This window comes from Lutibacter agarilyticus (assembly GCF_900188235.1).
Taxonomy (GTDB): domain Bacteria; phylum Bacteroidota; class Bacteroidia; order Flavobacteriales; family Flavobacteriaceae; genus Lutibacter; species Lutibacter agarilyticus.
In genome coordinates, this window is the sequence record NZ_FZNT01000001.1 from 657,118 (window position 1) to 671,393 (window position 14,276).

The following is a 14,276-nucleotide window of genomic DNA, read 5'->3' on the forward strand; positions in this document are numbered from 1 at the left end:
GAATTAACTTTCTGAAAATTACAAGATAATAGTGATCGATACCATTTTTTATCAAAAATTACTAGAAATGATACTTTATGCTATTTACATATTCAAAAAGAGTATTAAATTATAAATGCTTTAAGGTATACACCACAGATTCTAACATTTCTTCGGTGAAATCTAAATGTGTAACCATTCTTAATTTCCCTTGTCCCATAGAAATCAATCCAATTCCAGCATCATTTAACCGACTTATAAATGCCTCTTCACTTATAGTATCAATCAAATTAAAAATTACAATATTGGTTTCAATTGGTTCAACGTTTTTGACAAATTCACAATTTTGTAAGGTCTTTCCTAAAATTTTAGCACGATTATGATCAATTTCCAAGCGTTCTACATGGTGATCTAAAGCGTAAATTCCAGCGGCAGCTAAATACCCCACTTGTCGCATAGCACCTCCAAACAGTTTCCGAACTCTTAAAGCCTTCTCAATGTGCTCTTTTGCACCTAATAAAATTGAACCTACGGGCGCTCCTAAACCTTTAGATAAGCAAATTGAAATAGTATCAAACACTTCTCCATATTGTTTTGGACATTCACCTTTGGCAACCATCGCATTAAACAAACGTGCACCATCTAAATGAAATGCCAAGTCATTTTCTACACAAATTTTCTGGATTTTTATCAATTCCTCAAAACTCCAACAAGCTCCACCTCCTTTATTTGTAGTATTTTCAACAGCTACCAATCGTGAATACGGAACATGAATATCTGATCGTCCGCTTGAAACAGCCTCGTATAATTGATTCGCCGTGAACATTCCTCTATCACCATCAATTAAATGTGAAGTAACTCCAGAATTAAATGCCGCACCACCTCCTTCATAATTGTACACGTGTGCCCATTTGTCGCAAAACATTTTATCTCCCGGTTGCGTGTGTATTTTAATCGCTGTTTGATTTGCCATGGTGCCCGAAGGAAAAAATAACGCATCTTCCATTCCAAATAACGCAGCGGCTTTTTCTTGCAATGCAATTACTGTTGGGTCTCCTTTAAACACATCATCCCCAACTTCAGCAGTCATCATCGCTTCCAACATTCCTTTTGTTGGTTTGGTTACCGTATCACTAATTAAATTTATGTTCATTTTAAAATGTAAATTTTATACTATGCAAAATAACAAATAGTATCGTGTTTTAATATAGCTAAGGTAATTTATTTTAGGTAAAATCAACTTTCAGAATTCATCAATTTTAACACAAATGAACACTATTTTAAAATATGGTGTATTATTTCATTTGAAACCTTATTTTTGTATTTCTTAACTTATAAAATGATTTCAAACGAGCAATTAAATAAATTAGAACAACGCATTGGCAAACTTAAAAGTTATCTGGATATTGACAGGAAACTTATTGAAATTGCGAATGAGGAAGAAAAAACAGCCAATCCAAACTTTTGGAACAATCCGAAGGAAGCCGAATTAGTGATGAAAGAATTGCGTTCTAAGAAAAAATGGGTAGATGATTTTAACCAAGTACGTACAAATCATGAAGATTTAGCGGTGCTTTTCGATTTTTATGCTGAAGGAGAAGCTTCCGAAGATGAAATAGAAAAATTATACACTACAACCATAACCCTACTTGAAAACCTAGAATTTAAAAACATGTTGTCTGATGAAGGTGATAGCTTAAGTGCGGTACTTCAAATTACGGCTGGTGCTGGTGGAACTGAAAGTTGTGATTGGGCTGAAATGTTGATGCGTATGTATTTAATGTGGAGCGAAAAACAAGGCTTTAAAGTGAAGGAATTAAATTTTCAGGCTGGAGATGTGGTTGGAATTAAAACCGTTACCATTGAAATTGAAGGTGAATTTGCTTTTGGGTATTTAAAAGGAGAAAATGGAGTGCACAGATTGGTGCGTATTTCACCTTTTGATAGCAATGCAAAGCGTCATACCAGTTTTGCTTCTGTATACGTGTATCCGTTGGTTGATGATAGTATTGAAATTACCATTAACCCGGCCGATATTGAAATTGTAACGTCAAGATCTAGTGGTGCGGGCGGACAAAATGTGAATAAGGTTGAAACAAAAGTGCAGTTAAAGCACAAACCTACAGGAATTCAAATTTCGTGTTCTGAAACCCGTTCTCAACACGAAAATAGAGATAGAGCTATGCAAATGTTAAAATCGCAATTGTATGAAATTGAATTGAATAAGCAATTGGAAGCGCGTGAGGATATTGAATCGGGTAAAATGAAAATTGACTTTGGTTCACAAATTAGAAATTATGTAATGCATCCTTACAAGTTGGTAAAAGATGTGCGTACAGCGCATGAAACAGGAAATGTAGATGCCGTAATGAACGGTGATATTGATGGCTTTTTAAAAGCTTATTTAATGCAACAAGGTCAAAAAGATACTTCAAACGAATTGTAATGAAACACGAAATAGATACTATAATTTTTGATTTAGGAGGTGTGTTGGTAGATTGGAATCCAAAATACTTATACCAACAAATTTTTAAAGATGATCCGGCTAAAATGGATTGGTTTTTAACAAATGTATGTACTCCTGAATGGAACTTAGCGCATGATGCTGGTCAAAAAATTGCTGATGGGGAAGCGCTAAAAATTGCTGAATTTCCTGAGTATGAAGCCGAAATTAGAGCCTTTTATACCGATTGGGAACAGATGTTTCATGGAACTCTTGAAAAAAATGTTGAATTATTTCATTATTTTAAAGCTTCTAAACAATATAAAGTATATGCTTTAACAAATTGGTGCGCTGAAAAATGGGATAAAGCCATAGAATTGTTTCCTTTTTTTAAAGAGTTTGATGGTGTTGTAGTTTCCGGACAAGAAAAATGTAGAAAACCTTCTGAAAAAATATTCCAAATAATTTTTGACAGATTTCAAATCACACCTGAAAAAGCTGTTTTTATTGATGACAATAAAGAAAATGTTGAAGCTTCCATCAAATTAAAATTGAAGGGTATTCACTTTAAAAACCATGAACAATTAATTCAAGAATTGAACCTTCTCAACATAAAACGCTAAACCTTCTTAACGCTAATTTTACAACAAAAGGTCTTTTTTATAAAATAAAAAACAATTATTTAACAATAATTTGTATTTTTACAAAAAGTAATTCTTATTACTTTATTAAAAATGTGAAAAATTATTATTGCTATGAATAATTAATTAAGTTTTTTTTTGAATGAGAAAAATCTTTTTTTTATGTAATTTATTATTACCATTAATTTTAATTGGTCAAAATAATTACTCTTCTACATATACTATTTCTGGGAAAATAATTGATACTGCAACTAAGCTTCCTATAGATTATGCTACTATTATTTTTAAGTCATTAGATTCTGGCATCGTTAAATATGGAGGTATCACCAATCATAAAGGTCATTTTTCATTAGATGTCTCAAGTGGTTTTTACCATACAACGGTAGCGTTTATTTCATACAAAACAAAACAATTGGCCATTTCTGAGATCAACCACGATATCAATTTGGGAACTATTGAATTAGAATTAGACACAGAAAATCTTCAAGAAATTGAAATACAAGGATCTAAAAAAGCTATTGAAGTAAAAGCAAATAAACTTATTTTTAACGTTAGTAAAGATATTGCATCAGAAAGTAAAATGACGACTGATGTACTCAACAACATACCTTCAGTAGCTGTTGATCCTACTGGCGCTATTCGTTTAAACGGTTTAGCAAACCCTACCATATTAATAAATGGAAAAGTAACTGTGCTTTCAAAGGCGGATGCTTTAAAATCGTTACCCGCAAGTTCTATTGAAAAAATTGAAGTCATTTCAAATCCTGGTGCTAGTTATCAAGCCACTTCAACAGGCGTTATAAATATCATTCTAAAAAAAGGAAAAGAAGAAGGTTTTCATACATCTGCAACCATTTCAGGTGGGTATAGAAATTATTATGGAGGTTTGGTAAACTTAAATTACAGTTCAAACAAAACAAACGTTTATTTTTATCCAAGTTTTGTGCATAAACAAGATGCTCAAATAGCAACCACTGAAACAAGCTATTTTAACAATGGAAATCCTCATGCTAATTTAAGTAGAAACAGTAATTATACTTCAACTAAAAATGACTTTAGTAGTGTTTTAGGTGCAGATTTTAAAATTTCAAAAAAGTCAACATTATCGGGGGTTGTTAATTATACAGCTATCAACGCTAATAATACCACTAAAACTACAGCTATTTTATTTGATGCTGCTAGTATTGAAACGGGTTCTAATAACAGAACTCATAAGGGGAAATTTAACAATGATATTTTTGAAGCGACACTTAGTTTTGATCATTTTTTTAAAAGTGAAGAACAAAAACTATCTTCATATTTTAGTTATTCAAATGATGATGAATTGTATGATTTTGACATTCTAAATTCAAACCCAACTTTTACCGATGAAAGCTATATTGAAGACAACGAAATAAATAATTACAGGGCTGAAGTAAAATATGCTGCACCAATAAACGATTCCTCTAATTTTGTTGCAGGTTATTATGGTGAATATGGTGATATTCCTTTTCAATACATAAGTGAAGCTGCTACGGAACATATTAATTATGCAGAAAATATACATGCCGTTTTTGCTGAATACGAAAAAATAATGGGTGATTTTTACGTAGGAATAAGCTTAAGAGCCGAGTTTTCTGATGTTACCATTGATTTTGAAGATGTATTCACGCAGAAAAAAAACACATATAACAATCTATTTCCAGCAGTATATTTAGATTATATGTTTAATGATGAAGAAAGTATTACGCTGTCTTATACAAATAAAATAGGAAGACCGTCTTACAGTCAGTTACAACCTTTTGAACAAAAATATACAGAGACTTGGTCTTTTGTTGGAAACATACACTTAAAGCCTGTTTTTTATCATTTAACACGTTTATCTTATACATTAAGTACTTCTAAATTTACGTTTGCACCTTCCCTATTTTTCAATCGCTATAACGATTACTGGCAACGTGTAACCTATGAAACTGGCGAACAAGTTCAAGGAATTGAAAAACTAATTACAACCCCCGAAAACGTTGGCTATGTAAATTATTATGGAATTGATTTTACAGCCATGTATTCACCAACTAATTGGTTGAGTTTTACGGGTTATGTAAACTTGAATATTTTTGATCAACACGGTGTTTTTGAAACAACAAATACTGTTGGTGAGCAAATTCGTTTAGATTATACCAATGCAAACTTTGGAGGCTCACAAAGCTTACTTACAAAAATTAAAATTCCTAAAATAGTTGACTTTCAAGTAAATGTTAGTCACGAGTTATTATCGCAAAGTAATTATTCAAAGCGAAAAGCTTATACGTATACAAGTTTAGCCATTAATAGAGATTTTTGGAATAATACAGCTTCATTAAGTTTGAACTCAAACGATGTTTTTAACAGTTTTAAAACTGCTCGTGATCGTTTTGATGCTAGTTACTATTCTGAAGGAATTCTTACCAACAAGTTCCCTACATTTATTGTATCGTTTACCTATCGCTTCAACCAGAAAAAACATAACAAATCTGTTGACTTTGGTAAAAAAGATATCAAGCCCGAATTTTAAAGGATATATTTAATTTGTTTATTTTTGAAAAAAGAATATCCATGAAAATATATCACAATCCACGTTGTAGTAAAAGTCGCCAAGGACTACAAATTTTAGAAGCTTCAAAAATTCCATTTGAAACCATTAAATATTTAGAAACTCCTGTTACTGAAGAAGAACTTACAGAAATAATTGAACTTTTAGGAATAGCACCTATCAAATTAGTTCGAAAAACTGAAGCTATTTGGAAAGAGAACTTCAAAGGAAAAGAATTATCTGATGCTGAAATTATTAAAGCAATGGTAGCGAATCCAAAATTAATTGAAAGGCCAATTGTAATTAATAATGGTAAAGCTGTTATAGGTCGTCCACCTGAACTTATAAAAACCATTCTTTAATTTTTAAGTTTTATTTAACAGTTTATAATAGCTTAAAAAACAGTATTCAATTGTTTTTTAAGCTATTTTTAATTTTAAGTTACTGAATTACTGAATTTTGGAACAACTATGGTGTTTATTTTTATCTTAAAAACATTAAACACTCGTTAACAGTAATAATTGGTTTCTTAACCTATATTTGTACGCTAACTATCAAGAATTATATATGAAAAAACTTACGCTAATTATTAGCTGTTTACTTATTGCTTCTCAAAGTTTTGCTCAATTACCCAATGCAAAAACTACAGGAAGAGTTACTATCAAAGGAACTGTTATTGATTTTGACACCAAAGAGCCGTTAGAGTATGCTACTGTAGTAGTAAAGCCTTTAAATGGTGATCCTATTACAGGTGATATAACAAATAGCAAAGGTCATTTTAATATTGAAATTACACCTGGGAATTACGATATTTCTATTGAATTTATTTCATTTAAACCTTATGAATTAAAAAATGTAGCAATTGTAAAATCTCTAAATTTAGGTGTTATAGAATTGGCTATAAATGCAGAAGCTTTAGATGAAGTTGAAATTGTTGCTGAAAAAAGTACGGTAGAAATTCGCTTAGATAAAAAAATATACAATGTTGGTAAAGATATGACCGTTAAAGGAGGTACAGCATCTGATGTATTAGACAATGTACCTTCTGTAACGGTTGATGTTGATGGTACTGTGAGTTTACGTGGTAGTGAAAATGTTCGAATTCTTATCAATGGAAAACCTTCTAGTATGGTTGGTTTAAGTGGTACAGATGCGTTAAGACAGCTACCTGCCGATGCTATTGAAAAGGTTGAAGTTATTACAAGTCCGTCTGCAAGATATGAAGCTGAAGGAACTGGAGGTATTTTAAATATTGTATTACGTAAAGGTAAAGCTCAGGGTTTCAATGCATCAGTAACTGCAACAGCAGGTATACCAGATAATCTTGGAGGTTCTGTGAACTTAAACTATCGTATTAAGAAGTTTAATTTTTTCACCAATACAGCTTATAGTTATACAAATTCACCAGGTAATTCATACAATAATGCAACTTATTTTAATGAATTTGATGAAATTTCTTCTTACAGAAATGAAAAAACGGACTATGATAGATCTGGAGGTCGTTTTAATACCAGATTAGGCTTAGAATATTTTTTAACGGATAAAAGTTCTTTAACGGGTACTTTTTATTATAGAGAATCCGACAGAAATAATATTTCAACAAACTATACCAGTGAATTTGACGCTTCAAAACTATTAACTCGAAAAAGTATTCGAATTAATGACAAAGATGATGTGAATAAAAATATTGAATATTCATTAAATTACACGCATGATTTTAATGATAGCGGACATAATTTATCTTTTGATTTTCAATACAATAACGATGATGAAAATGAATTTACTTTTATAACCGATTATGATACGTATCCTTCTTTTTTAGAAAGAAATCCAGAAAGAACAACTACTGTTGAAAGTGATTCAGAATTTACACTGAAAGGAGATTATGTATTACCTATTGGTGAAAATGCCCAATTTGAAGCAGGCTTTAATTTAAATCTTAATGAAATTGATTCAGACTTTTTAGTGCAAGATTACGATCCAGATTCAGGAGATTTCATTAACAATCCCGACTTCACAAACTCATTAGTTTTTGAGCAAAATATTTATGCTTTTTACACCCAATATGGAAGTAAAATAAACAAGTTCTCTTATTTATTAGGTTTAAGGTCTGAAACAACAGATAGAAGCATTCAACTATTAGGAGATAATACAGACAATCAAAAAACTTGGACAGAACTATTTCCAACAGTAAACGTAGGTATTGAGTTTAGTGAAACCGAAAGTTTAACCGTTGGTTATAATAGAAGATTAAGAAGACCAAGACATTTTTATTTAAATCCTTTTGAAACTAGAACCAGCGAAACAACTATTAGAAAAGGAAACATTAACCTAGACCCTACTTACACAGGTTCTTTTGATATAGGTTATTTAAAACGATGGAGTAAATTCACTTTAAATTCATCGGTATATTACAGTCATTCAACCAATAACATTGAATGGATACAAACTGAAGAAACTAGAGATGTAAATGGATTACCTACCATAGTTATAGTTCGTTCTCCTGTAAATTTAAGTACGCAAGACCGTTACGGTTTTGAATTCACAGCAAACTACAATCCGTTTAAATGGTGGAAACTTTCACAAAGTTTTAATTTTTTTAGAGCAACTACTGAAGGTGATTATGAAGGTGTTAATTATGATGCAGACAATATTAGTTGGTTTACACGTTTTAACTCAACAGTTACCTTACCGGGTGAAATAGATTGGCAAACACGTGCTATGTATATGGGGCCATCACAAAATGCACAAACTAAAAGATTAGGAATAGTTAGTATTAATTTAGCTTTTAGTAAAGACCTTTTAAAAGAAAAAGCAACCATTTCATTTAATGTGAGCGATTTATTAAATTCAAGAAAAAGAATTTCTGAAACAACTACTGAGACTACATTTTCTGAAGGAGAGTTTCAATATAGACAACGACAATTTTTATTGAATTTTACGTACCGTTTCAATCAGAAAAAGAAACGTGAACGTTCTCAAGGTAATGATGGTGATGGTGGTGAAGAAATGTTTTAGGTAACTAACACATAACAAAAAAGCGTCTCAATTGAGACGCTTTTTATATATAAATATAACTAAATTACTTTTTAGCTACTTTGTTTTGTTTTCTAAGTTTCCAAGCTTCCATAGCTGAACCAAATAACCAGTAAGGAATTACGAATGTTAATAAGAAAATCATTAACCAAAATCCCATGGTAAAAATTGTTAAGAATACTAAAAATCCTGAAAATTGAGATAAATCCATAATTTATAAAGGTTGTTATTTTAATTTCAACAAAACTAATATTTATTTTCAATTAATCATAACTACTTTTTAATTTTTTTATGATATTTCTCATTTCATAAGTCAAAAAAAAATTGCAACTATTCCAACTAAAAATATGAAACTTTAGTTCATTGCTTTTTAACAAGAAAAAGGCTGTTTAAAAGCATTATATATTGTTGCTCTGAAATACACTTCGACAAGCTTAGTGTGACATATTCGGAATAACGCTTATAATTGCCTATAAACAGCCTTTGCTATTTATAATTTTGAAAACCTATTTAAATTCTGCAAAAAAGTCGTTCCCTTTATCATCTACTAATAAAAATGCTGGGAAATCTTCAATTCTAATTTTACGAACTGCTTCCATTCCTAATTCTGGGAAATCAACTACTTCAACAGATTTAATACTGTTTTTAGCCAAAATTGCAGCTGGTCCACCAATAGATCCTAAGTAAAAACCACCATTTGCTTTACAAGCATCCGTTACTTGTTGTGAGCGGTTTCCTTTTGCAACCATTACCATACTTCCACCTGCTTTTTGGAACGCATTCACATACGGATCCATACGTCCCGCAGTTGTAGGTCCAAAACTACCCGAAGCCATTCCTTTAGGTGTTTTTGCTGGTCCTGCATAATAAACAGGATGATCTTTAAAGTACTGTGGCATTTCTTCTCCATTAGCTAACATTTCACTAATTCTTGCGTGTGCCATATCGCGTGCAACAATTAAAGTTCCCCTTAAACTAAAACGCGTTTTAACAGGATATTTTGAAAGTTCTTCACGTATTTTTTCCATTGGTTGATCTAGATCTAACTCAATAGCATCTTTTAAATGTGGCGCTTCTTTTGGTAAGAATTTTTCTGGATTTTTTTCTAATTGTTCAAGAAAAATACCTTCTTCAGTAATTTTGGCTTTTACATTACGGTCGGCACTACAGCTAACTCCTAATCCTACCGGACAAGATGCTGCGTGACGAGGCAAACGAATTACTCGTACATCGTGTACAAAATACTTACCACCAAACTGTGCTCCTACACCACTTTCTTGACAAATTTTTGTGATTTTTTCTTCCCACTCTAAATCACGAAAATCTTGACCCCCATCATTGCCTTCGGTTGGTAAATGATCTAAATAACCTGCAGATGCTTTTTTAACCGTTGCTAAGTTTGCTTCTGCAGAAGTACCTCCAACAACAAATGCTAAATGGTAAGGCGGACAAGCAGAAGTACCTAAATCCATAATGTGTTGCTTCACAAAATTGGTTAAGTTTTCTTCAGTTAACAACGACTTTGTCATTTGGTACAAGTATGTTTTGTTAGCTGACCCACCTCCTTTAGTAATAAATAAAAATTCATAGGTATTTCCTTTTGCTGCATAAAGATCAATTTGAGCAGGAAGGTTACAACCAGAATTTTTCTCTTCTAACATTGTTTGAGGAACAATTTGAGAAAAACGTAAGTTATCAGTTTGATACGTGTTGTAAACTCCTTTTGAAATGTATTCAGCATCTTCAACACCTGTATAAACGTCTTCACCTTTTTTTCCCACGCAAATTGCAGTTCCTGTATCTTGACAAGTAGGTAATTCACCTGATGCTGCAACCATTTGGTTTAGCAACATTGTATAAGCCACAAAACGATCGTTGTCTGTAGCTTCAGGGTCTTTAAGTATGGTTTCTAATTTTTCTAAATGCGAAGCACGTAAATAAAAAGATACGTCATGATAAGCTGCTTCTGATAGCAATTCTAAACCTTCAGGTGCAACTTTTAAAATTTTCCTTCCATCAAAATCTACAACAGAAACGTGGTCTTTAGTTAACAAACGATACTTTGTAGTATCTTTTGTAATAGGAAATGGCTTTTGGTATTTAAATTCAGACATTTTATATATATTTTTAGTGTATTATCAATTTTAACTCCTGCAAATATACAATTGATAAAGAAAATAGTTGATAAAAAAAGGTTTATTTATCCTCTTTAATGACAAAAATGATTGAAAATATCTTCATTTTCTTTTTTTATTTTTGTAATATTAATTATAATGAAGTAAATTAGATAATCAATTTTTTAATTTTTAAAAAACGCTTTATCGTGAAAAAAATAATCGTATGTATAAGTTTTTTCCTTTTAATTTCAACTCATTTTACAAATGCACAAACAAATAATTCTTTTACTAAGAATAAGATTCTTACAAGTAAATTTCAAATAGGTGTTGGTTTATTTATTCCAACACAAAAAGTAAAATTTGGTTTGAATGCTGCTTCTAAAAATCAAGAAATTGAATTTGGAGATTCTTTTGACTTCAAGAACAACTCCATAAGACCACAATTTTATTTTGACTGGCGTTTTTCTAAAAACTGGAAATTATCTGCCGAATATTTTAATGCAAATTATAACAAAAAAGCTGTTTTAGATGAAGATATAACTATTAATGATGGTGAATTTGTATTTAAAAAAGGAAGCAATGTTGAGCTAGGCTATAAATTTGGTTTGTATCGTGTTTTTGTAGGGCGAACTATATCTTCAGGTTTAAAACATGAATTAGGAGGTGGACTAGGATTTCATATTACCAATATTGGCCCGTTTATTGAAGGAAATATTATTGTTAATGATAACGATAACGAATTTAAAACTGCGTCTGTTTCCGTAACAGCACCGTTGCCTAACGTAGCGTTATGGTATTATTTTGCACCTACTGAAAAATGGTCATTTACTGCACGGTTAGATTGGTTTGGTATTAAAATCGATGAATTTTCTGGTTCTTTATGGGATATAGGGCCAAGCGCCCGTTACCAACTTAGTAAACATTTTTCAGTTGCTGTAGATTACAGATATTTTAAGTTAAATGCTGATATAGATAAAGACTTTTGGAATGGAAGTTTTGACATGTCTTTTAACGGACCAACGTTAAGTGTGCTTGCTAATTTTTAATTAGGTTCTTTGTAAAACGCCATTCCCGTGAAAACGGGGATCTTTTGGTGTTGAGTTTCAATTTGAAAGATACCCAATCAAGTTGGGCATGACGAGCAAAAAGAAGTATCATTCCCGTGGAAAACGGGAATCTTTTACACTGAATTTAAAAAAAAAGGCTGTCCTTTCAGACAGCCTTTTTTTTTAAATTTATATGTATTCGTTGATAAAAATATATTAATCTTTTTCTACTCTTTCATAGGTAGTATTAGCCCATCTAATTTGTGCTCTACCGCCTTTAACACGATATGCACCATATCTAATACCTGATTGTGTTCCGCGTTCTGGTTCTGGAATGTTAAAATTAAATGACTCACCTCCAATTACAGCATCAGCATAATGTATTTTTTTTGTAGCATCGCTAGGGTCTACTCTAAAACCAACCTCTAATACAATGTCTGTTGGCTTTCCTTTTTCAATATTTGTTAAATATACAACTTCTCTTCCTGAAGCACCAGATCCTCCTCTTACTTTAATTTGCTCTCTATACAAATCAAAAGAAACTTGAGTTGTATTGCCACTACTATCCTTTCCATACACAGGTTTTGCTAAATACAAACAAATTGCTGGATCTGCAGAACCACCACCGCCTGTGTGCTTTCCTTTAGCTTGCATAATGTAAGTACCATCACTGCCTTCACTAGTAGTTTTACCTACTTCAAGAATTCTCACTCTTCCTGTAAATTTTGCGTAGCTACCAACACCTGTCTTTTGAGATCTTGCTAAAGATCGTTCTATCCTTGGTTGTAAAGTATTAACTGCATCTAAGTGATTAGAGCCATCAGTGATATTATAAACTCCATAAACAACATCATTAGCAGTAACTTCTTCATAATCAGCATAACAACTTCTATCGTCAATAGCCCCTATGTTCACTGAATTTGAAATATCAGGAGCGTCTCTTTTAGGATTATTTTTTCCATCTGTACAAGTAGTATAACTTCCTTTTAACTCATCCTCAACATAGATTGAATAGGGACCAACTACTTCTGGTTCCTCCTCTACTTCTTCTTCCTCTTCAGGATCAACTACAATTTCTTCTTCTATAATCTCAGAAGTATCGTCATCTTGACAGGAGTAAAAGCCTGCAAAAACAAATAATGCTACAATTAATGTGATTTTAAAATTTATTGTTTTCATAAATCATTGAATTATATTTACACAAAAAAATAAAAATAAAAAAACTTAACTATCCTGATATATCCTGCTTCAAACATAAAAAAATGTTAATTCTGACCTTTTTCGACTCTTACAAAAAGTAAAATGTCCGTAAAATAAGATGCTGAAATCGAAGATTCTGCGTAGCCAAACAAGTTCAGCATGACTAGATGAAAAAAATATTTTTTGGTTTAATGCTTCAATTCTTGAGCCCCAAATTAAGCTGAGGTTGATGTTAAAAATATTACCTACTTCTACTACCTTCTTTATATACTGTTATAGCTTTTTTTAGACGACGTTTCATGATTATTGAAGGTTGAAAATTTAAGTGAAATTTTTTAATGTTATTTTTAGGAGTTAATTCTTTCATTGTATCTGCAGCCTTGCTTTGAAAACCAATTTTAAATTTCCCTACTTCACCCAAATCCACAATTTTCCCTTCTTCTAAATGTTGCTGCATTTTTTTTCCTAATGCATAAATAACTCCTACAACATCAGATTCCGATAAAGAGCTTTCGGTACTAATTTCCTCTCCAATACGACGTACATCAATAGTTCCTGTATTTACGGCTTGCATAATAAATTGTTCTTTTTTGACTGAAGCAATAGTGTTGGTTCTTTTTGTGATTCTGTATCTAATAGCCATTTTATTTATAAATTTTATTTTTTTATGTAAAACTAACCTTAAAATTTCGTATATTTATACTACTTTTTAAAACCCTTTATTTAAAAGAGTTTTTAAGCTAATTGTAAATATAGTACTATTCTACAAAAATTAATGTACATAATTTTAAAAATTATTGTACTTTTTTTTTGCCTTTTATGTAGTATCTTGTTATTAAAGTCCGCCAACTTTTACACTACTCTCTAGGTAATTGAACAAGTTTTATGAGCAAGATTGACAAAGTTTAGTAGCGTATTGTTTTTTTTTAAATCATACTGAGGCACAGGTAATTTAACACTATTCTTGTAACGATTATTTTACTATTTGGTAGATTCAATTTTAAGTTACGTTATTCTTTACCCTTTTAACTTTTCTTGGTTTATATCAAAATTAACACTTAAATAAACATAAGATTAACTCCTATACAAACATAGGATGACAGAGGGTTTATAGTATAGTGAACATTCCACTCTTGTTGTTAGAGAATTAGTGTGATGAGATGTTGGGAAAAGTTTAGTATGATGGGGAAATTAGAAACGTCATTCCTGTGAAGGCAGAAACCTTTTGCTTTGAAAGTATAAACAATCTTATTCTTTTTTGCA

General features: G+C 31.4%; 11 protein-coding genes. 6 read left to right on the top strand and 5 right to left on the bottom strand.

The features are described from left to right. Positions 1-109 precede the first annotated feature (109 nt). Positions 110-1,132 carry a threonine aldolase family protein gene (locus CHB67_RS02670; RefSeq protein WP_089380183.1) on the bottom strand — a complete coding sequence of 341 codons (1,023 nt, stop codon included), beginning with the start codon at positions 1,130-1,132 and terminating at the stop codon, positions 110-112. Positions 1,133-1,318: 186 nt separating this feature from the next. Here CHB67_RS02670 and prfB point away from each other — a divergent pair, with 186 nt between their 5' ends. The 5 genes from prfB (at position 1,319) to CHB67_RS02695 (ending at position 8,632) form a co-directional block, all read left to right on the top strand. After that, a complete protein-coding gene (gene prfB / locus CHB67_RS02675) occupies positions 1,319-2,425 on the top strand; it encodes a peptide chain release factor 2 (protein WP_089380184.1) in 1,107 nt (368 codons plus the stop codon). Then, complete coding sequence (locus CHB67_RS02680) at positions 2,425-3,045, top strand: HAD family hydrolase (RefSeq protein ID WP_089380185.1); 621 nt, start codon at positions 2,425-2,427, stop codon at positions 3,043-3,045. The genes prfB and CHB67_RS02680 overlap by 1 nt, the downstream gene beginning before the upstream one ends. Positions 3,046-3,205: 160 nt before the next feature. Next, positions 3,206-5,596, top strand: coding sequence for an outer membrane beta-barrel family protein (locus CHB67_RS02685; RefSeq protein ID WP_089380186.1), 2,391 nt, complete (start codon positions 3,206-3,208; stop codon positions 5,594-5,596). Positions 5,597-5,637: 41 nt separating this feature from the next. Beyond that, the gene (arsC, locus tag CHB67_RS02690; protein WP_089380187.1) at positions 5,638-5,976 is read left to right on the top strand and encodes an arsenate reductase (glutaredoxin); all 339 of its coding nucleotides are present in this window, start codon (positions 5,638-5,640) and stop codon (positions 5,974-5,976) included. Between the two features lie 205 nt (positions 5,977-6,181). Continuing rightward, positions 6,182-8,632, top strand: coding sequence for a TonB-dependent receptor domain-containing protein (locus CHB67_RS02695; RefSeq protein ID WP_089380188.1), 2,451 nt, complete (start codon positions 6,182-6,184; stop codon positions 8,630-8,632). Positions 8,633-8,696: 64 nt separating this feature from the next. On the opposite strand, the gene CHB67_RS17130 is transcribed toward CHB67_RS02695, so the two are convergent. Further along, complete coding sequence (locus tag CHB67_RS17130) at positions 8,697-8,861, bottom strand: hypothetical protein (protein WP_176461194.1); 165 nt, start codon at positions 8,859-8,861, stop codon at positions 8,697-8,699. Between the two features lie 295 nt (positions 8,862-9,156). Then, positions 9,157-10,764 (bottom strand): fumarate hydratase, encoded by a 1,608-nt coding sequence (locus CHB67_RS02700; protein ID WP_089380189.1) that lies wholly within the window; start codon positions 10,762-10,764, stop codon positions 9,157-9,159. A gap of 209 nt (positions 10,765-10,973) precedes the next feature. On the opposite strand from CHB67_RS02700, the gene CHB67_RS02705 reads away from it, so the two are divergent. Continuing rightward, entirely contained in the window at positions 10,974-11,813 is an 840-nt protein-coding gene (locus CHB67_RS02705) for an outer membrane beta-barrel protein (RefSeq protein ID WP_089380190.1), read from the top strand. 216 nt (positions 11,814-12,029) lie between these two features. On the opposite strand, the gene CHB67_RS02710 is transcribed toward CHB67_RS02705, so the two are convergent. Together CHB67_RS02710 and CHB67_RS02715 are read right to left on the bottom strand one after the other, a co-directional pair. Further along, a complete protein-coding gene (locus tag CHB67_RS02710; RefSeq protein WP_089380191.1) occupies positions 12,030-12,992 on the bottom strand; it encodes a hypothetical protein in 963 nt (320 codons plus the stop codon). 262 nt (positions 12,993-13,254) lie between these two features. After that, the gene (locus CHB67_RS02715; RefSeq protein ID WP_089380192.1) at positions 13,255-13,656 is read right to left on the bottom strand and encodes an HU family DNA-binding protein; all 402 of its coding nucleotides are present in this window, start codon (positions 13,654-13,656) and stop codon (positions 13,255-13,257) included. Positions 13,657-14,276: the final 620 nt, after the last annotated feature.